Here is a 23,036-nt window from a genome sequence, read left to right as displayed (position 1 = left end):
TTTAAAAAGGGGCTTTGTTTTAATTTACTGACGGACTAAAATTAAGTAGGGAACCTATGCTAAAAAATAGTAATATATTGCTATTTTTAACTGTTGTATACGCCTATCCCTTGTGGCGTATATTGCGAATCCATCTTTTATAATTGTAAGCTGAAACATGAAAAGCCGGAACGACCTGGACATAACCTATATGGGAAACCTGCAAAAAGCATGGTATGCCGGTGAGGTTGCAGATTTGCGGAACATTCAGGACCTGCTGCAAAATTTCAAAAATTTGGGCGGGTTCCTTCACCATACCGTCCCTTTATTTTATGTGCTTGATTACACAGCGCAGCAATACCTGGTAATGACCAATGAGATCCAGGGGATCTCCGGCTATCATCCCCGCGAGTTTATAGAATCACGGCTCGAAAAACTGATTGAGGTGTACCATAAGGATGATTTCCGGATCTTTAATCAGCAGGTGTTTACGCATAATACCGCGTTTTTAAAACAAACATCGCAGCAAGATCATCACCAATATATTTTCTCGTATAATTTCAGGTTCACCCGGCAGGATAAAAAGCTGGCGCACGTATTACAGCGTAACTCTTTTATAACATCCAAAGAAACCGGGCTGCCGTTATACAGCCTTGGGATGATCCTTGATATTACTGAGTTTAAAACAGATACGGTAATGGTGCACACCATTGCCAGGGCTGTTGACAGTAAAAAGGAACTGGTCAGCTCCAATTACTTTTATCCGAATTTTGAGGACTCGCTGGTAACAAGGCAGGAAAAGGTTGTATTGCAATATTTAAGCGAGGGCTACAGCAGCAAACAAGTTGCAGATAAGCTGTCGTTAAGCGAGTTTACAATAGTAAACCACAAGCAAAATATGCTGCGCAAAACCAATACCAAAAACATAACCGAAATGGTGGCCTTCGCTATCAGGAACCGGCTGATCTGAAAATATCAGCAGCGTACCGGCTAATTAAACCCGCCAATTGCGCAGGCTGATCAAGCTGGCAGCAATGCCCGGCCTCCGGTATTTCAATAATGCTGTGCTGCCACAGTTTAATATCCGTTTTGTTAAGATGATCAGCGAAAACCACTTTTTCTTCCGCGCCATACACCACAGCAACGGGGTATTCCAGCTGTTCTAAATTAGCCACCTCGTCGCTCCAGTCGGCCAGGGCAATTGCTGCGCCCAACTGCGTTCGTACGGCGGGGTCGGTAGCCCAAAATAGCTTTATATAATCTTTTTTGGATGCCTCGTTTATATGTATTGCCCAGTTACTTATCAGCCCTTTCAATTCTTCGTCAGTTGGCTGCGCTGTAAAAACTGCCGAAAAAAAAGGATTGGGTTTTACAATGTCGGCTACGGTAACTTTTTCACCTATTATGGACGCTCCCGTTAAAAAAAGCCCTTTGCAGCCCTTTAGTTGGGTAATAATTTCTGCAACAACGTTACCGGCCAACGAGCTGGTTACTATTATGTAATCATCAAATGGCTGCAAAAAATCAAGCAAATGCACAGCCATGCCCTTCAGCGTATAATCTTTTTCGGGGTCTGTACTTCTAAAAGATTGCCCCTGCCCCGGCAAATCTACCCTAACCAGCCTGTACCCGGCCAATGATGGCTCGTCTATAAATCCGTCCCAAATCCCGGTAGACTGAGAGTTACCATGAATAAAAACAATAGTCTTTCCGCTGCCGGCAGTTTTGTAATAAAGCATTGATAAATAGTTGAATAGCTAATATAAGTTATTCTTCTTTTCAGTCCGCTATAAATTAAGTAACGTTTTTGATAAAAATGAGGGGGCTTTTACCAGGATGGGGTAGCCGGCTCAATTAACATAATTGGCCGTTATCGCTTTAAGCAATGCCTTATCTTCTTTAGCCTCATCATAGCATTCCAGTAGTAACTGCGAAACATCGGGTTGTTCCAGCTTGTCGGCTACATATATCATCATCTTAAAAGAAGCCATTTCTATGCTTTCAATATTTTGCAGGTAAAATAAAATAGAAAGATCGCGCAGTGCCGCACTGTCGCCGGGTTTGCCTATGGACTGGAACGCCTCGTCCATGATCCCGGCGAGGCCCGCGCAGCTCTCCGGGGTGTAAAAGGTATCCAGCATAATATAGATCTCTTTCATCCGCCGTATCTGGATGGTAACAACATCCACGGTTTCGCCTATCGCCTGCTGCAGATCCAGGTAGTGCGAGCGCTTTTCAAGTTCAGGTAGTTTTTCTACCAACTGGCTTTTGGCACAATAGATCCGGTTTAAATGACTGATAAAAAAATGCCGGAGTTCTTGTTGGCTGAGTATCTTGGTTGGTGTTCTGGGTTCCATAACAGGCGCGGGCTATTTGTGCCCGCAAAAAGCTAACCGACAGTATAATTAATTGTTTTACAAGGCTTGTAAATTAAACCTGCCGGTGTTAGCCCGTTAGTCCGGGATTATAAATCCGGACTAACGCGACAGCGGGTAAGAAGCATAATGTCAATATTTTATTTACAAAGTTTACATTAATATTTACAATACAGATTCGCCGGGCCGAAAACTATCAAAGTAGATTTGCTGAACTAATTCTGATAGATATGAAAAATAATAGCAATGTTTTGTTCGGCCTGGTTGTCATGCTGGTTGGCATAATTTATTTTCCTGTAAAGGCTCAGCAAAAAAAGGGCATTCATCGTGCTGACTTTTCCGGCGAATGGAAGTCTAAAGAGTCGATAAGTATGGGCGGAAATATTGTTTGCACCTACACCGAGGGCGACCGTATGCTATATAAAACCATGAAAATAGCACAGCAGGCGAATTTTTTAAGTATAGCGGTATCAGATCCGTCTCCCCGCTATGGCCCGGCTAAAAGCCAGGAAAAACTTATCTTCGATAAAGTAACCGAAATTGGTCATCGTGTGCCGGGATTCGGGAAGACGTTTACCGTAAAGTGGTCGGCTGATGGTCAAACTATGACTGTGAATTCAATTGTACGCTTGATGACTGCCACTCCTTACCATGTAAATATTCAGAAACAAGAATTGGTTTACGTAACAGAGATTTGGAAGTTGATCAATAATGGCAATTCTATTTCTGTGCAGACCAATGCAAAATCCGGCTTAATGGGCCGTGACCGCGAACGCAACTGGACGACCGTATTCGATAAAGCCACCTGGTATTCAAAGATTTTTATGTAGTAGATTGACTTAGTTGGTCGGGCTGTTACTGTTTGAAGGGCTAACATACTTGCTATAAGGCACAAGTTGCCTTCGCCCGCTTAACCCGCCCGACAAACTTGCGCCAGCGGGGGGGGGGCGGAGAAACCCTATAACGCATAAAAACCACTAATCAACAACCCCGACTTTTTTTCCATTGTTGAACATTTACTTCTTTGTTTGATTAATCATGAAATGGTTACTCCTAAAAATTGCTTAGATTGGTATATTCTTGAACAATTAGAAAATGCATATAATTTATCGTAAATTTATATTTATGCATTAAATGGATTATAAGAGTATGCAGGGTGAACACATAATATCGTCAAATGAGTATTGGAAACTTGCCTCAAAAATCCAAAGTGAGTTTTATAAGCCGATAAACAGTTATAAGACTTCAGTTTTTTTATGTGGTGCTGACATCAATAAAAAAGATAAGATAAGATACCAAGTATCGCGAGCTCTTTCAACAGAATGGAATTCTTATTTATATGATTTAATATTTCCTGAGGATATTTTTGACGAGTTATTATACAATTCCAAAGGTAAGGATTTGCTTTCTTTAGAAAATCTACTTGCTGAAAGTATCGATGTGATTTTGTTAATACCAGAAAGTCCCGGATCATTTTCAGAACTTGGAGCTTTTGCTAATGATGAAAATCTAAGAGGAAAATTAATATGCCTTGTCGATCAAAAATATAAAAAGGATAAAAGCTTTATTAATCAAGGGCCATTAAAACTTGTAAAAAAAGCAAATAAGGAGGGAATAATATATATAAATCCTGAATTGATATTAAGACATATTAAAGATATCCAATCATCTATAAGAAAGATTAAAAAGGTAAGTACAAAAAAGACAGAAAAGATAAACCTTTTGCAGCTAGATAATTTCTTGTTGCCTGCTATCTACCTCTTAGAACCAATTAGTAAAGAAAACCTAGTAAAACTTGTCGAAGCGGTAATAACGGATACTTCTAATTCATTTCAAATCACTACAACTGCGCTAACCATAATGACTAAAAAAAAATTCATAGAATTAACTCATATAGGGTATAAATTAACGGGATTAGGAATAAAGCATTATTTTAGCTTAAAAAAAACAAGCAGTAGGATTAAAATACAAGATGAAACTACCGCTTTAGATGATTTAAGGTTAGAAATTTTAAATTTAAAACTGAGAAATAAAAAACTTAGAATATAGGTAAAGCTGGCTTTTAGACACTTCGGTGATGGAATGTTGTTCCGACATTCGAGTTTAAAACTAAGCATTGTAATCGCAAATTTTTCAACTAAAATCCGGTAGGTTTTAGTCGAAAACTTCACTCAAAATTTATGAAGTAAAAGTAGCTTTCCTATATTTTTAAGATGGATAAATCAGACAACATAAGACTCAGTTTTTTTGGACTTCCAATAATTCAAACTATAGATGATTTTTCTATTATAACTCATGTATCAAAATATACAATTTTTCAGTTATCAAAGCATTCACAATATCATTACAAAACTTACGAAATTCTAAAAAGTAACGGAAAGGCTAGATTGATATCCCAGCCTAATAGGAGACTAAAAGGGCTGCAATCTTGGATTTTGTTTCATATCCTTAACAAACTAAAAGTATCCTCGTCTTGTAAAGGATTTGAGCGTGGGACCTCCATAAGTGATAATGTTGAGCCTCACAAATTCGCTAGTACAGTTTTGTCTATTGATTTGTCAGATTTTTTCCCTTCCGTTAAATCAAACATGGTATATAATGTATTTAAATCAGTTGGTTATAATAGAGATATTGCCACTTTGATGACCAATATATGTACTTTCAATGGAGCCTTACCCCAAGGTGGGCCCTGTTCTCCGAAATTGGCAAATTTGATACTTTGGAAATTAGATGTTAGAATTCAAGGATATGTAGGTAAAAGAGGGTTAACTTATACAAGATATGCAGACGATTTAACGTTTTCAGGATTTAACCCCAGTAAGCTAGTTCAAATTATTCCTATTATCAAGAACATTATAAATAGTGAGAAATTCGAAGTTAATGAGAAAAAAACTCGTATAGCAGGGGCGGCAAGGGCAAAAAAGGTAACTGGTTTAATAATTTCGAACGATTCATTTGGAATTGGGGTAAAGAAAATGAAAATTGTTAGAGCTAAAATACATCACTTAACATTGGCAAACCAGCAAAGCAATTTTGACCTCATAGATGAAGTTCAAGGTTGGCTAGCTTACATTAACTCGGTCGATAGAAAACGATTGCATATTTTAAATGAGTATATTTCAAAACTCTCAAAAAAAAATCCGTCAACATTAGTTGCACAATTAAATTTGTTAAAAAAATAAACTTGGCTAAACAATGAGTAATCAATTCTTCATAATGCAAGTATGTCGAGCAGCCTGCCCCGCTGGCGCAAGTATGTCGGGCAAGCCATGCGTGCAAATGCTACTTGTGCCTTAATAGCCTTATAGTATGTCGGGCAAGCCATGCGTGCAAATGCTACTTGTGCCTTAATAGCCTTAATAGTATGTCGGGCAAGCCATGCGTGCAAATGCTACTTGTGCCTATCAAACTATTTCATTACCATCGGCTCTATTAACATAATGTCCGGAAATAAGTCTGACTGCAAACCATAATAATCTTTAGCACTGCTATATAAATACTCTTCCGGACTTTCAACAAAGCCGGCTGTTACCGGGTTGTTATGAATATAATCTAATTTTTGTTGGGTTACTTTTTGGGTGAATAATTCAATAGGATGATTGTCTTGCCGCCAAAGCTGGAAACCGGTATTATTACTATTTGCTGTTCCTGCGGCTTTCATTAATTTCAATATCCATTCGCGCCGGCTTTCCTGTGGGTGGTCTTCTATACATTTTCTCAAGGCCATAGCGGTATGCCGTTTCATGTCGCGCAGTATGTCTTCCATGTTATCCTTTTCGGTGCCAATTATCATATGCACGTGGCTGGTCATTATACACCAACTAAAAACTTGCAAGCCTTTGTTTTTTTGACAATGCTTCCAGCTGTCCAATAATACTTGCCGATACTCATTTCTTATAAACAAATCTATCCAACCAACTACCGCAAATGTTATAAAATATAACTTCTCCTGGTCATGAAACTTGTACTTGGTACTCATAATTAAATATAAGTATAATTTATAATTCGTTGAAAAGTTATATAAGGCACAAGTAGCCTTTGCCCGCTTATCCCGCCCGACATACTTGCGCCAGCCCTAATTAATCCATCACCTCAGCCAACATTACAAAGTACGGCAACCCTACCCAATAAAATGGTGACACAACTTTGTCACCACCTGTTAATTAATCCTTATCCTTCCCCTTCTTCGGTTCCTTTATCAAATACCCCGGGAACTTAGCCTCGGCCGCGCCGTGTTTGTTGCGGAGGTTTTGCTGGCCGCCTACGTCGGTATTTAGGGGCAGGTACATGCCTTTGGTATCGGCCAGGGCCTGGAACAATTGCTTATTCATGGATTTTACCGTTTTGGCGTAGGCAGTGTCGCGGATGAGGTTTTTGGTTTCCAGCGGGTCGGCCTGCAGGTCGTACAGCTCGTCGGTATCCCAGATGCCGTAGTAATGGATGTATTTAAACTGGTTGTTACGCAGGGCGTGCATGGTTGGCGTTTGTGGGAAGGAGCGCTCCCAATAATATTCGTACAGCAACCCCTTGCGCCAGTTGGTAACGGTTTTGCCCTGAAGCAGGGGCAGGTAGCTTGCGCCATCCATGTACGCCGGGGCCTTTAAGCCGGCGGCATCAAGCAGGGTTGGGGCCACATCAATATTGGCCACCACTTGTTTTACCACGGTGCCGGGCTTGATGAGCTGCGGGCAATAGGCCAGCAGGGGCACGCGCATAGAGGCTTCGTAAGCGTTGCGCTTATCAATCAAACCATGCTCGCCAAATTGGAAGCCGTTATCGCCCATATAAATAATAAGGGTGCTCTCCAGCAAACCTTCCTTCTTCAAGTATTCCATCACCTTACCAACCGACTCATCCACACTGTGCAGCGTCTCGGCATAGCGTTTATAATACTCGCCTATGTCCAGATCGCTATGGTACGGAAAGTCGACCCCGTGCCACGAGTTACGCTGGTTCTGCACCCACATAGGCGCGCCCTCAACATTCTTGGGGTCCATAGTGAAGGGTGGTTTAAACTGGTATTTGGCGGCGCGGCCCTTGTCGCGGTCGGCGGGGATAAAGTCGGCATGTACGCCTTTATGGGCCAGGTACAGCATAAACGGCTTGTCGCGTTTGCGGTGGCTAAGGAAGTCGATGGCGTAGTCGGTAAGCTCGTCAGTAATATAACCCTTTTGGGGGATGTGCTTGCCGTTAAAGTTAAGGCCGTTCTTCACGGGCCAGTAGGAGCCCTGCCCCTTAAACGACAGCCAGTAGTTAAAGCCGCGCTTGGGCTCGTCGCCATCATTACCGGCATGCCACTTGCCTATCATGGCGGTTTGGTAGCCCACCTGCTGCAAATACTGCGGGAAGAAGATCAAATTATTGGGCACCGCGTGGTTGTTATCAATAACGGTATGCTTATGCGAGTACAGGCCCGTCAAGATCGAAGCCCGCGACGGCGAGCAAAGCGAGTTGTTGACGAAGGCGTTGGGCAGGTAGGCGCCCTCGCGGGCCATACGGTCCAGGTTGGGGGTTTCGATGAAGTCCTGGGTATGTAAAAAGCCGAGGGCGTCGTAGCGGTGGTCGTCGGCCAAAATGAAGACGATGTTGCGGGGTTTGCCGGTGCCGGTTTTTAAAAGTTTTAATGAGCCGCCGGGCTGGCGCACCGCCGCGTTTTGGGCCAGGGTATGCAGCCCGCAAAATGTTAAAAATAAAAGCGGCAAAAAGTAGCTGGTCTTCATGGTGGATAGGGTCTGAAAAATTGTAATTGGTGACGATTAAACCGTGACACTAACCTACAAAAAACCAAATACAATACAATGCATAATTTTTTTGATGAGTGCGCAATACAAATGGTAAATAATGGTACTTATGTGGTAACAAATGGTGCATTTACAGCCACGAAATGGTGCTTAAATGGCAACTTTTTATGCATAAACGGGAGGTTTTTGTGCATAAATAAAAACATGTAAAATATTTACTTAATTTGGTGGCCCGGATATAAAGTCCGGGCCAATTTTGATAACCAATTATCAGCATTAATTTAGATATGGAGTTTAAAGATAAAGTAGCCATCGTTACCGGCGCGGGCCAGGGTATTGGTTTTGAGATCTGCCGCTTGCTTGTTGCCGGCGGGGCCACCGTATTACTAAACGACCTGGATGAAACACTTGCACAAAAGGCTGCTAATCAAATAAATACCGAGGGGGCTAAACGCTGTATAGCCTTCCCGGGGGATGCAAGCGACGTGGACTTTATCCATAAAATGGTTGATTTCGCGGTTGACCAGTACGGCCAGCTGGACATTGTTATAGCCAATGCCGGCATCACCCTATACGGAGATTTTGCCACCTATACCCAGGAGGCGCTCTTTAAAGTGCTGCAGGTTAACCTGGGCGGGACGTTCTTCCTGGCACAGGCGGCTTCCAATAAAATGAAGCTGCAACCCAACGGGGGCGCGCTGCTGTTCACCTCGTCGGTAGTGGGCCACCAGGCACTGAAGGATCTTGCCGCCTACGCCATGACCAAGGCGGCCCTTGAGATGCTGGCCAAAAACCTGGTGATTGAGCTATCGCCTTATAAGATCAACGTAAACACCATTGCCCCCGGCGCTACCTTAACCGAGCGTACTACACTTGAGGAAGATTATGAGCGGGTGTGGTCCGAAATTACCCCTATGGGCCGGCCGGCCTATGTTAGCGATATAGCTCATACTGCGCTGTTCCTGGTGTCGGACAAGGCTAAGCACATCACCGGGCAAAGCCTGATTGTAGATGGTGGGTGGACGTCGGTTAGTACCTTACCCAGCGGGATAAAATAGGCGGGGTTAGTCTGTAATATAATCCAGCTTAGCGTTCTTATACACAGGCTTTTGGATATGCACCTTAAACTTTTTAAAGCTTTGCGATGGCCCCTGTGTTACAAAAAGGTTGGTGAGCCAGGCAGGTATGCTGCCCCCGGGATCGGCATGCAGGGTATAAATAATTTTGACTTCCTGCTTATTAACAGGGTATAGTACCCACTTGCCTTTAGAGTTGGCTATGCGGATTATATTGGGTTTTACCGGTACCATGTTGGGCAAACATGGCGCGTCGACGGTTACGGCTTTGGTAGCCTCGTCCTGGGTTACTTTTAGGTGGGCTATGAAATCGCGGTTGCTTACGGGCCAGGGCATTTCTATTAACGAGTAATAATATAATTCGGCAGGCGATACCTGCTTTACCATGTAATTACCGGCGGTATGGTATAGCCATTCTTCGCTGTTGCGGATATCCATCAGCGCTGCAACTACCTGTGATAGCGAGGCTTGCACCTGGCACTCAACCCTTATTGCTTTAATTTTAGAGTTTTCTATATCCCTGGTAAATATTTTTACGCCGTCTTTGTTTTCTTTCAGGTCCCAGTTTTCGGTGGTTTGCGCCAGCGCGAAATTGGTGAAAATACAAAACAGCAGGATCAGTCTTTTATGCATATTACGGGCGGCTTTGCTTTAAAACGCTTAAATTTAGCTTATGTTACTTTGATTTGATATCAAGGTCAAAATAAAACGTAGAACCCTGATCCTCGGTGCTTTCCACCTCTATTTTGCTATTATGGTAACGTACAATTTCTGATACCAGGTATAACCCTATCCCGAACCCTGAAACTGTTTTCAACTTCTCGTTTTTTACCCGGTAAAAGCGGTCGAATAGTTTCTTTTGGTCGCGTTTATTTATCCCTACGCCTTGATCGGTCACGGCTATCCTAATCTTACCATCAATTGTTTTGCAGGTAATATTAATATCACCCCCTTTAGGCGAGTACTTAATAGCATTGCTTAGCAGGTTATTTAATACCTGGCCCATCTTTTCTTTATCGGCATTTATAATAATTCCCTTGCAATCTGTAAAAAGTATAGTATGGTTTACAGCCAAAAACTGCACTTCGTTTACTATTTCTTCTATAAATGAGTGCAGCTCAAAGTTTTCCTTGTTCAGGTGCATCTTACCATCTTCCAAGCGGGCAAGGTTTAAGAAGTCCTGTATCAGGGTGGTCATTTTCTTTATCTGGATATCGGCCCGGGTTAAAGCGTTCAGGCTAAATGTTGCTTCGTCTTTTTTAGCAATTGCCAGCAATACCTGTATATAAGATTTTACCGAGGTTAAAGGCGTTTTTAATTCATGGCTTACAATGGCTATAAAGTCATTTTTTCGCATTTCCTCCTGCTTCTTTTCGGTGATATCGCGTGCTATTTTTGAGAAACCTATGATAGTTCCTTTAGTATCTCTGATAGGGGAAATGGATAGCGAGATATTTATTAAGGTATTGTCTTTTTTAAGACGCAGCGTGTCAAAGTTTTCTACCCTTTCTCCGCTCAATAAACGTTGTATTATTTGTGGTTCTTCGTCCTGACGGTCGGGGGGGATGATCTTTAAGATAGATTGACCGATCATTTCTTCGGCGCTGTAACCCAGTATTCGTTCGGCCGATTTATTCCAGCTGGTAATAATACCGGCAGGAGTTTTACTGATGATGGCATCGCTTGATGATTCAACTATTGCAGCCAGTTTTGAACTGGCCTCTTCCGAACTTATTATAGCTAAATTTTGCTGCTCGATTTGGGTCAGCATCTGGTTAAACGCGTCGGTCAGTGAGCCGATTTCATCATTGCTTGTTTTTAAGACACGTGTAGAATAATCATGATCCTTTGAAACCATATTAGCCACTTTTTCAAGATCAAGAATAGGCCGGGATATTGTTTTTTGTAAGATATTAGAGAGCAGGTAAGCAATAACCAACGAACTCAGCGTAAGCAACAGCCCTATCAATAATAAATGGTTTATCTGGCTATACATTACCTCAAGGTTTGATTTAATATATAACGTACCCATAGTTACAGACTGCTGCATAACCGGCTGATAGCCTTCGAGGTAAGATGCATTAAACTGATAGCCGTTTGCTGCGGGTTTTGAGGGTAACAGATTAGTAGCAATATCAGCCGGATATTTGGCAAAGAGTTTTCCGTTCTTATTATAAAGGGCAGCAGCTACAATATGCTTGTTTGCATTTAAAGCATCCAATATCTCAGTGGCATCGGCCGGGCTGTCAAAAGCAAGCGCAGCCGAGCTGTTTGAAGCAATGATTACCGCTAATGTGGATACGTTGTTTTTGATCGTATTCTTCGAGCTAAAGTATTCAAATACAAGATATGCACCGCACATCAGCACTAAAACTACCGAGCAGGTAACCAGTATTACCCGCATCAGTTTGCGCTGAATAGATGTGTTTTTGATGTTGTTAATCATTATAGCCTAATCAATGAATTTTAGATATCTTCAATAACTTTGAACTTATTTCTACCCCGGCGGCTTTTGCGGCAGCCGTATTTATTTGTACTCTCAGCTTATTATCATCCTTAAAAAAGTTGATTATACCTCCCCAGTTTACAAATTTATCAGCATCACTTACAGTAAGCACATTTTTATGTGCCACCCCGGCAATAATCTCTTTTATCTTATTATTATCGCCTGCAGATATATATAAAATCTGGCAGTTATTGATGTCCCTTATATCATGATAGCGTTGAACTATTATTGGGTGATCATCAACTTTTTCCTGGTCAATTATATCCTCCAGGTATGATCCAAACGGATCGTTCCCTACAATGCCTATAATAAACGGAGCTTTAGGCGAATTAAATGCCGACGCAGGCCAGCTAATAAACCTTGTAAAATTATAAAGGAATGCCGCCTTAACCTGGTATTCAAGCGCGGGCTTATTTTGAGCACGGGTTTGTTGGATAGTAAAAAACAGGGCAAAAGCAAGCATCACGGCCGACAGCCCGGTGCCTTTTAATATATAACCTACTTTAAATATCCTGTTAGCCATTAAAACCTGAATGAAACTTTGCCATATATATTTCTGGGAATACGGTTAGACGCAAATTCTACATGGCTTTTATTGGCGATATTTTGCCCTACTACCGAAAGTTCCATAAATTTTACCTGCCAGGCCAAACGTACATCCAGGTTGCAATAAGCAGATACCGCTGGTACACCTGCAATTACAGAAAGCGGGCGACCGCCTACATACCGGCCAGTTACATCAAACTGGAAATGCTTAAATAAATCAAATATTGATTGTAGCACAATTTGGTTTTGGGGGTCGGTACCTTCGTATGTTACGTCAAATACATGGCCCGGTTTATCCTTGATGTTTTTATGGAAAAAAGTATATCCCCCGCGTAAACGCCAGCTGTTAGCAGCCTGGTACAGACCGGAAAATTCAATCCCTTCCGAATTTCCTTCCATGCCGTTTTGTATTAGATATGTTTTAGTGCCCGGTGCTACTTCAACGCTATACAAATCATCATAGTCATTATAAAATGTAGCAACAGATAGGGATAGGTTTTTAGCTGCTTGTACCCGATAACCCAGTTCGTAAGCATAAAGTTTTTCCGACACAAAGTTTGGCCCGCCACCAACGCTTTGAGTAGTTGAAGGCACCGGGTAAGTGGGGATATGATAATCAACATCTATACGGCTTGGTGTGCGTACCGCGCGGGATGCAGCTGCCCATACGGTTTGTTGCTGTCCGGGTGTCCAGGCAAAACGGGCGCTGGGCTGAATTTCAAAACCCGAATAATCGTTATGCAGCAACTTCGTCCCAACGGTTAACTTAAAAACATCCGGAACCAGCTGAATCTCGTCCTGTATAAAGCCATTGTATAAATGCAGGTTACGTACAGTAGGTAAAAATCCAATAAAAGCGGTGGTGTTTTGCGAGTCGTCATGTGCAAATCTATAGCCAAGCCCCCATAACAGGTGATTGTTTTTATCAATCTTGAAATTATGCTGCAGGTCTATATCATAGGTTTCTAACTCATCATTAAACAGGCTTGGCAGATCACGGCGCCATATCCTGTCGTAATAAACCTGTACCTGCAGATCCGATCCGGTTGAGAAACTATGAGACCATTGCCCCATTATATCCTGGTGATCAAAACTGCTGGGGCCGGGGTTAGTATGCTCAGTGCCGCCCTCAGCGTTACCCTGGAACGACAGCTTATTTTTACCACCACCATCATAATCCAATCTAAATCCACCCTGGTTGATATGCCAGTTGTCGCTATTGTTTATCCGGTTTGCGTTTAGTGTTGGATCGATCTCATTGCGCATTCCATATATTCTATAAGTTAAAGATGAGCCTATCTTGCCACCATAACGTGCCGAAATTTGATCATGCAGATTGGTGCCTGCGGCGGCAGATACATAAACACCCTGTGTGTCCTTGGCTTTTTTGGTAATGATATTGATAACACCATTTACCGCGTTTGCGCCCCAAAGTGTGCCGCCCGGACCGCTTATAACTTCAATACGGTCCACATCTTCTAACATAACGCTTTGCGCATCCCAGTAAACACCGGCAAAAAGCGGGCTGTAAACGGTGCGTCCGTCTATCATCACCAGCAGCTTGTTTGAAAAAACATTGTTAAACCCACGCGCGCTGATGATCCAGGCGTATGCATTATACTGGGCTACCTGCAAGTTAGGCGAAAGCCGCAAAGCTTCGGGCAGATTAGTGGCGCCGGAACGACGGATATCTTCCTCGGTAATTACCTGGATAGCTGATGCTACTTCTGATAGCTTTTCTGATCGTTTGGAAACAGACGTTACTTCAATATTCATCAGTTCTTCAACTGATAATTTTTTTATTTTTCCCGGCGAAATAAGGGTAGTGTCGGGCGAATATGTTATTACATTTTGTGAAAACCCCAGGAAAGGTTGTACCGCAAAACAAAAACATAACAAAACACGGCGTAATAGTTGGTCCGGTAAAATTATTCGCATAGCTTTTAGGGGGCTAATTATGAGCTAATGTAACAAAAAGTGAGGTTTTAAGTTTTCATTTTTTTTTTCGCTAAAGCCAGAATTAATCGGCACAATTAGCTATAATATGGTCTTTACAATCTGCAATAATAAATCAAAGCAGCTACGATTTAAAACTCCTGTCATCTGCCGATGGGCCATATATGGATGGCACCATAATATCATTTAAACGCATATAAACCGTAGCTGTCCGCGGTGATGTACCAAATGATTTATCATAGATGATAACTGTTCGCGCCGGGTTGATCGCAATAGTATTTCGTCGCCTTTCCTCAGATCAAAAGGGTCATCCAAAATACCCTCTTTAATAGCCGATAGCGACTCTTTAGCTTTTGCCGAGTTTGTCTTGAAAAGGTCTACAAGTTCCTGTGGGTTAGTCGCTTTATCATGCGGATAGGTAGCAAAATCTATATGAGGGTTAGCAAGCGTATAGCTTATCCAGCCAGGGATTTCGGCGACGAGCAGGGCCATATAACCCATTTCCATTGAGCGTTCGTGAGGTTTAAAGCCAAATTTTTCAGCTGGGATCCGTTCCAAACATTTTATGCTGGCCTGAGACTCGGCCTCCAGCTCTTTAGCAAATTCCTGAGCAAACAAAATATCATTCATGGCTTGGCGTTTTAAAAGAATAACACCTTGTAAGTAAAATAGTTTAATTTAGGTTAAATGATTTTTCAACAGGGTTTCATAACTTCATCCAAATAACGTTTATTTGTAATTAGCTAACAATTTAAGGCAGACAATGCAACAGCTGTTTGAACCATTTGTAAAGATCTTTAGCATGTCTGCAGCCAGGTATTTTGTACTGGCCGGTATCCCTTTTGTTATCTATTATATCTGGCTTAAAGAAAGGTTAAGCGAATCTAAAATACAGGACAGGTCTGCCTCTCGCCGTGATTTTATCAGGGAGATATTGCACTCTATGCAAACCACACTGGTTTTCGCAGTTATTGGCTGCCTGGTTTTATATACGCCGGTTAAAAATATAACCCGGGTTTATACCGGCTTTAGTGCATATCCAACGTGGTGGTTAGTTGCCAGTGTGGTATTAAGCCTAATTATACATGATACCTATTTTTACTGGATGCACCGTTTGCTGCACCACCCTAAAATATTCAGGTATGCGCATGTGGTGCATCATAAGTCTACGGTGCCATCGCCCTGGACATCCTATTCGTTCCATATCATCGAAGCTTTTACGGAAGGATTGGTGTTGCTGGTAATAACCCTGATTTTACCAATGAACGTGCTGTCTATCACCCTGTTTGTAATAATCGGGTTTGTAATAAATGTTTATGGGCATTTGGGTTATGAGATAGCACCCAAATGGTTGCGTTATACCTTACTGTTTAATATTTCAAATACATCTGTACACCACAACCTGCACCATAGTAAATTTAATGCCAATTATGGCCTGTATTTTAGATTTTGGGACAGAGTGATGGGCACAGAGCACCCGGATTATGTTAAAGAGTACGATAGGGTTCAGCAAAACAGGATCAATAAAAACCGGGCAACCATTTAACCCATCCCTCCGTAATGTCTTCACTTTGTAGCTGTTTTTTGTAACGTTTTGCAAAAAGTAGCGTCTATTCAAAATTAAAATATTACTTAATCACAATGAAAACAACCTTAGTACTATCAGTATCAATTTTCGCATTATTTTTATTGATCACATCCTGCACAAAACAAGTTGAAGTAACACCAACATTGCCATTAACCCGGACAATAAAATTTAACTTATATACCGAACAAGATTTCTCGACGAATAATCATAACATTACCTTCTCGCTGTTTATCAGAAATCATACAAAAACTCTTTTCGACTCGACGATCACCACAATGAAAATTAAGGACATACCTAAGCTGGCTGACAAACTGGTATTTGAAAAAAAGATATTTTACGATAACTCAGAATTAGCTGCCGGATTTACCTATTATATTCAAGATGTTGGGTCATCATGGCACCTGGATACACTTGCAGCGGGCCAGAATTTTAAGCTGATAGATTATTCGTTCCGGTAATATCAGCCATATTTAATTTATTTTATTTTTTTGGAATGCGGACGGTTATATTTGACTGTAACAAACAGACTCATTTTTAACCACATCAATGCTATTTAAAATATTTGCCGGCTTTGTTTTGCTGGCGGGTTTAAACACCAGGGCTTACAGCCAGTAGCGGCTGGAGCTTTCCAATAAAAATGCATCGCGCGAAGCCAGGGCACTGTATAAGTATATACAGGATATGTATGGCAAAAAAATACTATCCGGCCAAATGACCTCCAACTGGGGCTATGATGAACTAAAATATGTTAAAGAAACCACCGGCAAACTTCCTGCCATCAGGGGCCTTGATTTTATTGACAGCAATAAAAATAAAAAGGAGATAAAGTTTGCAAAGCAATGGTGGCGCAAAGGCGGCATACCCACTATAATGTGGCACTGGGGCGCACCCGGCATTGGCAGCGGTTATGAAAATTCAAAAAAAGCGGTTGATATAGATCAAATCTTCCAGGAAGGTACCCCCGAGTATAATGCCTTTTGGAAAGAGTTAAAAGAAAAAGCAAAGCTGCTTAAAAAGCTACAGCGGGCGCACATCCCGGTTTTATGGCGCCCATTCCATGAGCTTAACGGCAGTTGGTTTTGGTGGGGCAAAAAGGGCCCCACGCAGTTTAAACGCTTATGGATAACCATGTACAACTATTACGTGCATGACCAAAAGCTGGACAACTTAATATGGGTACTTTGCTATATGGATAAGCCTGACGCGGCCTGGTACCCCGGCCGCGAATATGTAGACATTGCCGGCCCCGATACTTACAAAGCCGATTTATCGCGTTTGGAAATGTATAACCAAACACGGGCAATTGTGGGCGATGTAATGCCTATAGCTTTTCATGAATGCGGCATCCCGCCAGACCCGGCACAAGCTTTTGCCGAAGGTGCTAAATGGTCGTGGTTTATGGAGTGGCATACAGATTTTTTAACGAAAGTGCCTAAAGATCATTTGAGCTATGTTTATAACCATGATCTGGTAATAACGTTGGATGAAGTACCTGATATCATGAAAGGATATGGCGAAAAACGCAGGTCGGTATGGGAGTTTATAAAGCATATTTTTACCGGGCGGTAATTGGTTTAAGATTGTAGGGGTTGCTTGGTGGTGATTTTTGTCATACTTTTAAAAACTAAATTACCTTTTACCAATATTAACCAAATAAGCAACGTACTATGCCGGCCGACCTGTTAAGTTATGATCCACGTTATCCATCAATTGGCGATCTGAAAAAGAAAGCAAAAAAGCGTATCCCCAAGTTCGCTTTTGATTATTTGGAAGGCGGCTGTAACGAAGAGGTTAACCTTTTAAAAAACGAGACCGATTTTCACGACATCACCCTGATGCCGCAATACCTTAAAAAGTATGAGGGTGTTGATACCAGCGCAGATATTTTTGGCCATAGGTATGACGCGCCAATGGGTATAGCGCCTATAGGCTTGCAGGGCTTAATGTGGCCCAACGCACCCGAGATTTTGGCTAAGGCAGCTTTAAAGCATAACATCCCTTATATCCTAAGTACGGTATCAACGGCCAGTATAGAGCGCATCGCCGAAGTGTCCGAGGGTCAATTTTGGTACCAGTTATATCATCCGGCTAAAACCAGTATGCGCGATGATATTTTACAGCGATTAAGAGATACGGAATGCAAGGTTTTGGTAGTACTGGTTGATGTGCCGTCGTTCGGTATCAGGTATCGCGAGATCAAGGCAGGCTTATCTATGCCGCCAAAAATGAATATCAATAATATATTTCAATCGTGCATTCGGCCCGAGTGGTCTATCTCTACGCTGATGCATGGTATCCCTGAGTTTGCTACCCTTAAAAAATACATGGATAAAAGCCTGAACATGGGCCAGCTGGGCCAGTTCATGAATGCATCGTTTGATAAGCGGGTAGATGTTGACAAGATAGCCGCTATCCGTGATCAATGGAAAGGCAAGCTGGTATTAAAAGGCATTGTCAGCGAGCAGGACATGGAGAAAACCATAGCACTTGGTGCTGATGGGATCATTGTATCAAACCACGGGGGCAGGCAGATAGATGCCGGCGAATCGTCTATCCGGTCATTACATACCCTTGCGGCAAAATACAGTGATAAGCTAACCATTATGATGGATGGCGGTGTGCGTTCTGGTCCGGATATTGCAAGGGCATTAGCATGCGGCGCTAAGTTTACCTTTATGGGCAGGCCGTTTATGTACGGTGTATCAGCCCTGGGTAACAAAGGCGGCGACCATACCATAGCTATGCTTAAAACGCAATTTAAACAAGCCATGGAGCAGCTTTGCTGCGAAAGGGTAGAAGCATTGCCTGATACGTTGATCTCGTTTAAATAGGCTTTAAATTATAAAATTTATATCTTACAGCCAATGGAGCATTATTTTATAGTATTTAAAGATTGGATTATCGGCCTTGGCGAAAAACATGATGTTAACCCATTGTTGCTGGGCTCACTATATTTTATAGGTAAACTCACCATGGTTATCTTTATAGGGGTAACCATCAAGAAACTACGAGAAAAAAAGCCGGTCATATTAACCATGCTGCTGGCTGCTATAGGCTATAGTATACCTTATACTTATTTAATGATATACGGGCGCAATTTATCTCCATGGGTGTATGTGTTTGTTGGGTTGATGCTTGTTTTCGGGGGATTTACCATCTGGAAGAAAATTAACGCCAAACCGGGAGTGGACGCTATATAACGGTTGTTTGTTTCACATGTTTATGAAACAGATGAAACAAGTGAAACAAGATTTGGGCTTAACTAACTGTAAGTAAGCTAATTGTAAAAATCGAGTGAAACAAAATGAAACAAGATTTCGACACAATGTATTGAATGTGAGCTAATTGCAAAAATTGAGAAAAGCAACAACGCGTCAATATTTTAGCAGTATGAAACAAAAAACCGCAAACATATTCAGCTTAAGCCTACGTCTCCCGGTATGGATCTGCATAGCGTTTATCGGTTGTTTTAACACCGCTTGCCACAAGATAGAAGCCGGTAATATTATAATAAACGCCGATATTACTAAGAATCCCGTCTATAAAAAACTTGATAAAGAGAGAGACTATCCAGAAGTTGGTTATTATGCGTGGCCAAAAACCAGTGATGTAAGCTATTTTAACGATAGATTCCAGAAATTAACCGACACCATTAATGCTCGGAATTACAATTGCAAAAGCTTCGTGATAGACAGTGTTTTGAAAATTAACATCGGGATTAGCGATGGCGAAGAATGGTCGGGATTTACTATTAATTGCCGGAATCATTTATTCGATGTCAAGCCATACTTCGGCACCGATAATATTGTATTAGGCAAACCTGAACCTACATTTGACGTAATAGAACAGAGTTTAGCACTAAATAAATCTAACTATTCAATTGGAGATAGTATTTATGGCAAAGTTAAGTTTAAGATAATAGAAAAGGGCGCAGACGCAAAGGTCACTCATATAGCCGAAGGCTATTTTAGGAGTAAGGTTACAAAAGCGCCATAGTATTATTTCGCCGTAAATCATTATTTTTGGATAAACCCATCAATCATATTATGGATCAGATCAAAAAAGAAGATATCAAACAGGAAGTGTTTGATCTTTATGATGCCTATGCGCATAATCGTTTGGATCGCCGCGGCTTTATGGAAAAGTTATCATTGTATGCGGTGGGTAGCTTAACTGTACCTGCACTAATGAGTTTTCTGATGCCTGATTATAAAGGTAATATTCAAATTCAGCCGGACGATCCGCGTTTAAAAACAGAATATATTAAATACGATTCACCAAAAGGCGGCGGCTCAATAAAAGCGCAATTATCAAAACCCGCGGATGCCAAAGGCAAACTTGGCGGTGTTATAGTGGTGCATGAGAACCGTGGACTAAACCCATATATTGAAGATGTAGGCAGACGCGCAGCCCTTGCCGGCTTTATCAGCATTGCACCTGATGCATTAACACCCCTGGGCGGCTATCCGGGTAATGATGATGCCGGCCGCGAAATGCAGGCGAAACGCGATAAAGGCGAAATGGAGCAGAATTTTATAGATGCGTTCAATTACCTTAAAAATCACCCGGATTGCAATGGAAAAGTAGGCGTGGTTGGTTTTTGCTATGGCGGCGGCATTTGTAATATGATGGCAGTGCGCATCCCTGAATTGGCGGCATCTGTTCCGTTTTATGGCAGCCAGCCGGCGGCCGAAGATGTGCCTAAAATTAAAGCACCATTGCTATTGCATTACGCATCATTAGATACAAGGATAACCGGTGGCTGGCCCGCTTACGAGGCTGCATTAAAAGCAAACAACAAAAAGTACCAAGGCTTTATTTACGAAGGCGCAAACCATGGCTTCCATAACGACACCACACCGCGTTATGATAAAGCCGCCGCGGAATTAGCCTGGAAACGTACTATTGATTTCTTTAAGGAGAATTTGGGGTAGGGATAAGAATGTTTTGTGAGTTACCAATAAATTCTTTTTGATAGTATAAACTCGCATACAATAATTTCTGTATCAAGTTCTATAAATACAATGGTGTATTTTTTGCGATAAGGGATGCATTTATAACCCAATAGATCTCTTTCAGGATCACGACAGGGCCGATAGCCTTTTCGATTGTCTCCTAATTTCGAAAGAAAATCGTATGCATCATCAGCAAATTTTTCGGCTGTTGCCAGCAATCCTTCCGATTCCAAATACCATGATATGCCGGCTATGCTTTCGGCTGCCGATTCTTTGATGGCTACTTTTCTGAAGCCCATGTTCTAATCAGCTTTTTGCTGTAGTCTCTGGCTTCCTCAACAGAAAATGTTTTTTCGGGCTTCGATTTTAATGCTGCTTGTTTTTGTAGCTCCTGGTAGTTTTCTTCCGGGATAAGCACATATTTTTTATTATCTATAGTTAGATGTGTCATGTTTGTATGCGATATATACGAAAATAGCGAAAATATAAATGTAACGCATAATGTCAGCTTAAATTTCGGCTAATTCTCAAAATCTCATAACTTAATATACCTTTGCGGTCTAAAACAAAAAAAGGATTTTCATGGCAAAGGCATCTGAAGTTAAAGTAGGGAATATATTACGCTATAACGGCGAACTGGTAACTGTTACCGAAGTTATGCATCGTACACCGGGCAAAGGCGGCGCGTTTTATTTAGATAAGTTTAGGAACATTAAAACCGGCAAAATTGTAGAGGCACGCTTAGCTACCGACGAACAGGTTGAGATTTGCCGCGTAGAAACCAGCGATTACCAATACCTGTATGACGACGGCGATTTTATGGTGATCATGAACAATGAGACCTTTGATCAGCATAATATCTCTAAAACGCTCTTAGGCCCATCTGTAAGGTTTTTAACAGAGGGAATGAATATTATCGTGTCGTTTGAAAGCGAAGAGCCTATAATGGCGCAAATGCCTAACAACGTCGAATTAGAAATTACTTACTCTGAGCCTGCAGTTAAAGGCGACACCTCATCCGGCGCGTTAAAAACTGCTACTGCAGAAAATGGCGTAGAAATAAAAGTTCCCCTGTTTATAAACCAGGGCGATAAGATAAAGGTTGATACCCGTACCGGCGATTATATCGAACGCGTAAAATAAACTAAAGCAAAAAGCCTCCGCTCGAAAAACCGGAGGCTTTTTGCTTTTAAAGGTAAACTGTTTTATTCCCTCTCTATCCTCACTGTTTCCATTGCAGTAAGCTCTATGGTTAGATTTACCGACCTGCCATCTTTCGGCCGCGTGCGGTGTGCCACGTTTTTGGGTACGGTTATTAGTTGCCCCTTGTTCAACTCTATAGTGCCATTTTCAAAGTCAAGCAACAAAGTTCCTTCAATAACCATAAATGTCTCGTCAGAGTTAGGGTGATAATGCCAATAAAAATCTTCGGTCATTACGGCTAAACGCACTACATGGTTGTTAACTTCCGTTACGGGTATGTTTTTGTAAACATCTGTTATGTTTTCAATGTGTGTATTAAGATCGATGATCTCTGTTGGTAAAAAATTCATAGTGATAATAAAAGAAATGATCTATAAGCCGTCTTTATGTGTGCTTTCCTTGAAGTCAAAGCCCTGCATATAGGAAACTTTCCAAACGCCGTTTTCCTTCTCTACATTAAACTTATAGCTAAAATCTCTCCAACCGCTATTTTGCCCCTTTGGCAAATTTCCCCATTTCCACATCCACTCACCTCTGTCGCCGTTTAGCTTCGCAGGTGTTACTTCAACATAGTCTAACGCGTTGGGTTCGTCGTAGGGCACATCCTGACAAAGCGTCCATGGGTCAACGTCGTTTGCAAAAATAAAAGTTGGCAATTCTCCGGTATGCCATGGCGAAAATTCTTTGTTCTTGATCTTCTTATCAAGGGTTAAAATGATCTGTTTGTAATTTTCTATAAACGTAGCCGAGAAAAGATTGCTCGCTTTCAATTTCTCCATGTTTTGTTTGAGTATGCCCATATCAAACCCGGTGCAAAGGCTGTCCTGCCTGTTAAATATCGCAGGGAGCAGGTCAATGGAATGTTCATTTAAAACTTTTCTTATCAGGGTCTGAATCTCCTGTTTATCGTTCGCAGGGTTTGAAGTAACTATTGTTTTTGTGGTAGCAATAGTGGTTATCTTAACTATCGAATCTTTTCGGGTTTCCCTAGTTTTTGCTTCATTATGGCAGCTAACTAAAGCCAGGCTCCATATAGCTATACCAAATATCAGATATTTCATGCCTTACCGTTTAGGTCGTGTTGGATTAAAGGTAACAAAGATTTCCTGCG

At 41.7% G+C, this 23,036-nt stretch carries 26 protein-coding genes; 13 read left to right on the top strand and 13 right to left on the bottom strand.

All coding sequences use genetic code 11. The features are described 5' to 3' along the window. Positions 1–157 precede the first annotated feature (157 nt). Positions 158–949 (top strand): response regulator transcription factor, encoded by a 792-nt coding sequence (locus tag ABIB50_RS08355; protein WP_429378857.1) that lies wholly within the window; start codon positions 158–160, stop codon positions 947–949. Here the strand turns inward: ABIB50_RS08355 and ABIB50_RS08350 are convergent. Both ABIB50_RS08350 and ABIB50_RS08345 read right to left on the bottom strand, forming a co-directional pair. Continuing rightward, a complete protein-coding gene (locus tag ABIB50_RS08350; RefSeq protein ID WP_429378856.1) occupies positions 930–1,718 on the bottom strand; it encodes an alpha/beta fold hydrolase in 789 nt (262 codons plus the stop codon). The genes ABIB50_RS08355 and ABIB50_RS08350 overlap by 20 nt on opposite strands. A gap of 111 nt (positions 1,719–1,829) precedes the next feature. Next, on the bottom strand, positions 1,830–2,336 hold the full coding sequence (locus ABIB50_RS08345) for a DUF892 family protein (protein ID WP_429378855.1): 507 nt from the start codon (positions 2,334–2,336) through the stop codon (positions 1,830–1,832). A 248-nt stretch (positions 2,337–2,584) separates the two neighbouring features. Between ABIB50_RS08345 and ABIB50_RS08340 the strand changes: the two genes are divergently transcribed. The 3 genes from ABIB50_RS08340 to ABIB50_RS08330 all read left to right on the top strand — a co-directional run bounded on the left by ABIB50_RS08340 (position 2,585) and on the right by ABIB50_RS08330 (position 5,536). After that, entirely contained in the window at positions 2,585–3,184 is a 600-nt protein-coding gene (locus tag ABIB50_RS08340) for a hypothetical protein (protein ID WP_429378854.1), read from the top strand. 304 nt (positions 3,185–3,488) lie between these two features. Continuing rightward, entirely contained in the window at positions 3,489–4,403 is a 915-nt protein-coding gene (locus ABIB50_RS08335) for a retron St85 family effector protein (protein ID WP_429378852.1), read from the top strand. Between the two features lie 164 nt (positions 4,404–4,567). Beyond that, on the top strand, positions 4,568–5,536 hold the full coding sequence (locus ABIB50_RS08330) for a retron St85 family RNA-directed DNA polymerase (protein ID WP_429378850.1): 969 nt from the start codon (positions 4,568–4,570) through the stop codon (positions 5,534–5,536). Positions 5,537–5,763: 227 nt separating this feature from the next. Here the strand turns inward: ABIB50_RS08330 and ABIB50_RS08325 are convergent, their stop codons facing one another. Together ABIB50_RS08325 and ABIB50_RS08320 are read right to left on the bottom strand one after the other, a co-directional pair. Continuing rightward, the gene (locus ABIB50_RS08325; RefSeq protein ID WP_429378848.1) at positions 5,764–6,333 is read right to left on the bottom strand and encodes an REP-associated tyrosine transposase; all 570 of its coding nucleotides are present in this window, start codon (positions 6,331–6,333) and stop codon (positions 5,764–5,766) included. A gap of 184 nt (positions 6,334–6,517) precedes the next feature. Next, positions 6,518–8,074 carry a sulfatase family protein gene (locus ABIB50_RS08320; RefSeq protein ID WP_429378846.1) on the bottom strand — a complete coding sequence of 519 codons (1,557 nt, stop codon included), beginning with the start codon at positions 8,072–8,074 and terminating at the stop codon, positions 6,518–6,520. A gap of 308 nt (positions 8,075–8,382) precedes the next feature. On the opposite strand from ABIB50_RS08320, the gene ABIB50_RS08315 reads away from it, so the two are divergent. Then, entirely contained in the window at positions 8,383–9,153 is a 771-nt protein-coding gene (locus ABIB50_RS08315; RefSeq protein WP_429378845.1) for an SDR family NAD(P)-dependent oxidoreductase, read from the top strand. 6 nt (positions 9,154–9,159) lie between these two features. Here the strand turns inward: ABIB50_RS08315 and ABIB50_RS08310 are convergent, their stop codons facing one another. The 5 genes from ABIB50_RS08310 to ABIB50_RS08290 form a co-directional block, all read right to left on the bottom strand. Further along, positions 9,160–9,804: an START domain-containing protein gene (locus tag ABIB50_RS08310; protein WP_429378844.1), complete on the bottom strand. Its 645-nt coding sequence runs from the start codon at positions 9,802–9,804 to the stop codon at positions 9,160–9,162. Between the two features lie 43 nt (positions 9,805–9,847). Beyond that, a complete protein-coding gene (locus ABIB50_RS08305) occupies positions 9,848–11,617 on the bottom strand; it encodes a PAS domain S-box protein (protein WP_429378843.1) in 1,770 nt (589 codons plus the stop codon). A gap of 10 nt (positions 11,618–11,627) precedes the next feature. After that, on the bottom strand, positions 11,628–12,200 hold the full coding sequence (locus tag ABIB50_RS08300; protein WP_429378841.1) for a YfiR family protein: 573 nt from the start codon (positions 12,198–12,200) through the stop codon (positions 11,628–11,630). Continuing rightward, positions 12,200–14,161 (bottom strand): TonB-dependent receptor plug domain-containing protein, encoded by a 1,962-nt coding sequence (locus ABIB50_RS08295; RefSeq protein ID WP_429378840.1) that lies wholly within the window; start codon positions 14,159–14,161, stop codon positions 12,200–12,202. Before ABIB50_RS08295 ends, ABIB50_RS08300 begins: the two co-directional genes overlap by 1 nt. Positions 14,162–14,365: 204 nt before the next feature. Then, positions 14,366–14,809: a DinB family protein gene (locus ABIB50_RS08290; protein ID WP_429378838.1), complete on the bottom strand. Its 444-nt coding sequence runs from the start codon at positions 14,807–14,809 to the stop codon at positions 14,366–14,368. A gap of 133 nt (positions 14,810–14,942) precedes the next feature. Between ABIB50_RS08290 and ABIB50_RS08285 the strand changes: the two genes are divergently transcribed. From ABIB50_RS08285 to ABIB50_RS08255, 7 genes are all read left to right on the top strand, one after another. Then, positions 14,943–15,725 (top strand): sterol desaturase family protein, encoded by a 783-nt coding sequence (locus ABIB50_RS08285; protein WP_429378837.1) that lies wholly within the window; start codon positions 14,943–14,945, stop codon positions 15,723–15,725. A 95-nt stretch (positions 15,726–15,820) separates the two neighbouring features. Continuing rightward, complete coding sequence (locus ABIB50_RS08280; protein WP_429378836.1) at positions 15,821–16,225, top strand: hypothetical protein; 405 nt, start codon at positions 15,821–15,823, stop codon at positions 16,223–16,225. Between the two features lie 160 nt (positions 16,226–16,385). Beyond that, complete coding sequence (locus ABIB50_RS08275; RefSeq protein ID WP_429379243.1) at positions 16,386–17,336, top strand: glycosyl hydrolase; 951 nt, start codon at positions 16,386–16,388, stop codon at positions 17,334–17,336. Positions 17,337–17,434: 98 nt separating this feature from the next. After that, positions 17,435–18,598 (top strand): alpha-hydroxy acid oxidase, encoded by a 1,164-nt coding sequence (locus tag ABIB50_RS08270; RefSeq protein WP_429378834.1) that lies wholly within the window; start codon positions 17,435–17,437, stop codon positions 18,596–18,598. Positions 18,599–18,631: 33 nt separating this feature from the next. Then, entirely contained in the window at positions 18,632–18,967 is a 336-nt protein-coding gene (locus ABIB50_RS08265; RefSeq protein ID WP_429378832.1) for a hypothetical protein, read from the top strand. Between the two features lie 190 nt (positions 18,968–19,157). Further along, entirely contained in the window at positions 19,158–19,763 is a 606-nt protein-coding gene (locus tag ABIB50_RS08260; protein ID WP_429378830.1) for a hypothetical protein, read from the top strand. A gap of 50 nt (positions 19,764–19,813) precedes the next feature. After that, positions 19,814–20,701 (top strand): dienelactone hydrolase family protein, encoded by an 888-nt coding sequence (locus ABIB50_RS08255; RefSeq protein ID WP_429378828.1) that lies wholly within the window; start codon positions 19,814–19,816, stop codon positions 20,699–20,701. A 20-nt stretch (positions 20,702–20,721) separates the two neighbouring features. On the opposite strand, the gene ABIB50_RS08250 is transcribed toward ABIB50_RS08255, so the two are convergent. Together ABIB50_RS08250 and ABIB50_RS08245 are read right to left on the bottom strand one after the other, a co-directional pair. Continuing rightward, the gene (locus tag ABIB50_RS08250) at positions 20,722–21,021 is read right to left on the bottom strand and encodes a hypothetical protein (protein WP_429378827.1); all 300 of its coding nucleotides are present in this window, start codon (positions 21,019–21,021) and stop codon (positions 20,722–20,724) included. Continuing rightward, positions 21,003–21,173, bottom strand: coding sequence for a hypothetical protein (locus ABIB50_RS08245; RefSeq protein WP_429378826.1), 171 nt, complete (start codon positions 21,171–21,173; stop codon positions 21,003–21,005). The genes ABIB50_RS08250 and ABIB50_RS08245 overlap by 19 nt, the downstream gene beginning before the upstream one ends. Before the next feature lie 131 nt (positions 21,174–21,304). On the opposite strand from ABIB50_RS08245, the gene efp reads away from it, so the two are divergent. Further along, positions 21,305–21,865 carry an elongation factor P gene (gene efp, locus ABIB50_RS08240; protein WP_429378825.1) on the top strand — a complete coding sequence of 187 codons (561 nt, stop codon included), beginning with the start codon at positions 21,305–21,307 and terminating at the stop codon, positions 21,863–21,865. 62 nt (positions 21,866–21,927) lie between these two features. Here the strand turns inward: efp and ABIB50_RS08235 are convergent, their stop codons facing one another. Together ABIB50_RS08235 and ABIB50_RS08230 are read right to left on the bottom strand one after the other, a co-directional pair. Further along, positions 21,928–22,275, bottom strand: a complete 348-nt coding sequence (locus tag ABIB50_RS08235) for a cupin domain-containing protein (protein ID WP_429378824.1) — start codon at positions 22,273–22,275, stop codon at positions 21,928–21,930. Positions 22,276–22,296: 21 nt separating this feature from the next. Further along, positions 22,297–22,986, bottom strand: a complete 690-nt coding sequence (locus tag ABIB50_RS08230; protein WP_429378822.1) for a hypothetical protein — start codon at positions 22,984–22,986, stop codon at positions 22,297–22,299. Positions 22,987–23,036 lie beyond the last annotated feature (50 nt).

The sequence above is a fragment of the Mucilaginibacter sp. UYCu711 genome (assembly GCF_050433825.1).
Lineage (GTDB): Bacteria > Bacteroidota > Bacteroidia > Sphingobacteriales > Sphingobacteriaceae > Mucilaginibacter.
Note: the sequence above shows the minus strand (reverse complement) of the source record. Positions and strands in the feature narration are given on the sequence as shown.

Coding starts and splice junctions, on each gene's coding strand:
- ABIB50_RS08285 (WP_429378837.1), top strand. CDS start 14,943: ATGCAACAGCTGTTTGAACCATTTGTAAAGATCTTTAGCATGTCTGCA.
- ABIB50_RS08335 (WP_429378852.1), top strand. CDS start 3,489: ATGGATTATAAGAGTATGCAGGGTGAACACATAATATCGTCAAATGAG.
- ABIB50_RS08325 (WP_429378848.1), bottom strand. CDS start 6,333: ATGAGTACCAAGTACAAGTTTCATGACCAGGAGAAGTTATATTTTATA.
- ABIB50_RS08330 (WP_429378850.1), top strand. CDS start 4,568: ATGGATAAATCAGACAACATAAGACTCAGTTTTTTTGGACTTCCAATA.
- ABIB50_RS08315 (WP_429378845.1), top strand. CDS start 8,383: ATGGAGTTTAAAGATAAAGTAGCCATCGTTACCGGCGCGGGCCAGGGT.
- ABIB50_RS08310 (WP_429378844.1), bottom strand. CDS start 9,804: ATGCATAAAAGACTGATCCTGCTGTTTTGTATTTTCACCAATTTCGCG.
- ABIB50_RS08320 (WP_429378846.1), bottom strand. CDS start 8,074: ATGAAGACCAGCTACTTTTTGCCGCTTTTATTTTTAACATTTTGCGGG.
- ABIB50_RS08245 (WP_429378826.1), bottom strand. CDS start 21,173: ATGACACATCTAACTATAGATAATAAAAAATATGTGCTTATCCCGGAA.
- ABIB50_RS08355 (WP_429378857.1), top strand. CDS start 158: ATGAAAAGCCGGAACGACCTGGACATAACCTATATGGGAAACCTGCAA.
- ABIB50_RS08350 (WP_429378856.1), bottom strand. CDS start 1,718: ATGCTTTATTACAAAACTGCCGGCAGCGGAAAGACTATTGTTTTTATT.
- ABIB50_RS08265 (WP_429378832.1), top strand. CDS start 18,632: ATGGAGCATTATTTTATAGTATTTAAAGATTGGATTATCGGCCTTGGC.
- ABIB50_RS08260 (WP_429378830.1), top strand. CDS start 19,158: ATGAAACAAAAAACCGCAAACATATTCAGCTTAAGCCTACGTCTCCCG.
- ABIB50_RS08280 (WP_429378836.1), top strand. CDS start 15,821: ATGAAAACAACCTTAGTACTATCAGTATCAATTTTCGCATTATTTTTA.
- ABIB50_RS08230 (WP_429378822.1), bottom strand. CDS start 22,986: ATGAAATATCTGATATTTGGTATAGCTATATGGAGCCTGGCTTTAGTT.
- ABIB50_RS08250 (WP_429378827.1), bottom strand. CDS start 21,021: ATGGGCTTCAGAAAAGTAGCCATCAAAGAATCGGCAGCCGAAAGCATA.
- ABIB50_RS08345 (WP_429378855.1), bottom strand. CDS start 2,336: ATGGAACCCAGAACACCAACCAAGATACTCAGCCAACAAGAACTCCGG.
- efp (WP_429378825.1), top strand. CDS start 21,305: ATGGCAAAGGCATCTGAAGTTAAAGTAGGGAATATATTACGCTATAAC.
- ABIB50_RS08340 (WP_429378854.1), top strand. CDS start 2,585: ATGAAAAATAATAGCAATGTTTTGTTCGGCCTGGTTGTCATGCTGGTT.
- ABIB50_RS08300 (WP_429378841.1), bottom strand. CDS start 12,200: ATGGCTAACAGGATATTTAAAGTAGGTTATATATTAAAAGGCACCGGG.
- ABIB50_RS08235 (WP_429378824.1), bottom strand. CDS start 22,275: ATGAATTTTTTACCAACAGAGATCATCGATCTTAATACACACATTGAA.
- ABIB50_RS08290 (WP_429378838.1), bottom strand. CDS start 14,809: ATGAATGATATTTTGTTTGCTCAGGAATTTGCTAAAGAGCTGGAGGCC.
- ABIB50_RS08295 (WP_429378840.1), bottom strand. CDS start 14,161: ATGCGAATAATTTTACCGGACCAACTATTACGCCGTGTTTTGTTATGT.
- ABIB50_RS08270 (WP_429378834.1), top strand. CDS start 17,435: ATGCCGGCCGACCTGTTAAGTTATGATCCACGTTATCCATCAATTGGC.
- ABIB50_RS08255 (WP_429378828.1), top strand. CDS start 19,814: ATGGATCAGATCAAAAAAGAAGATATCAAACAGGAAGTGTTTGATCTT.
- ABIB50_RS08305 (WP_429378843.1), bottom strand. CDS start 11,617: ATGATTAACAACATCAAAAACACATCTATTCAGCGCAAACTGATGCGG.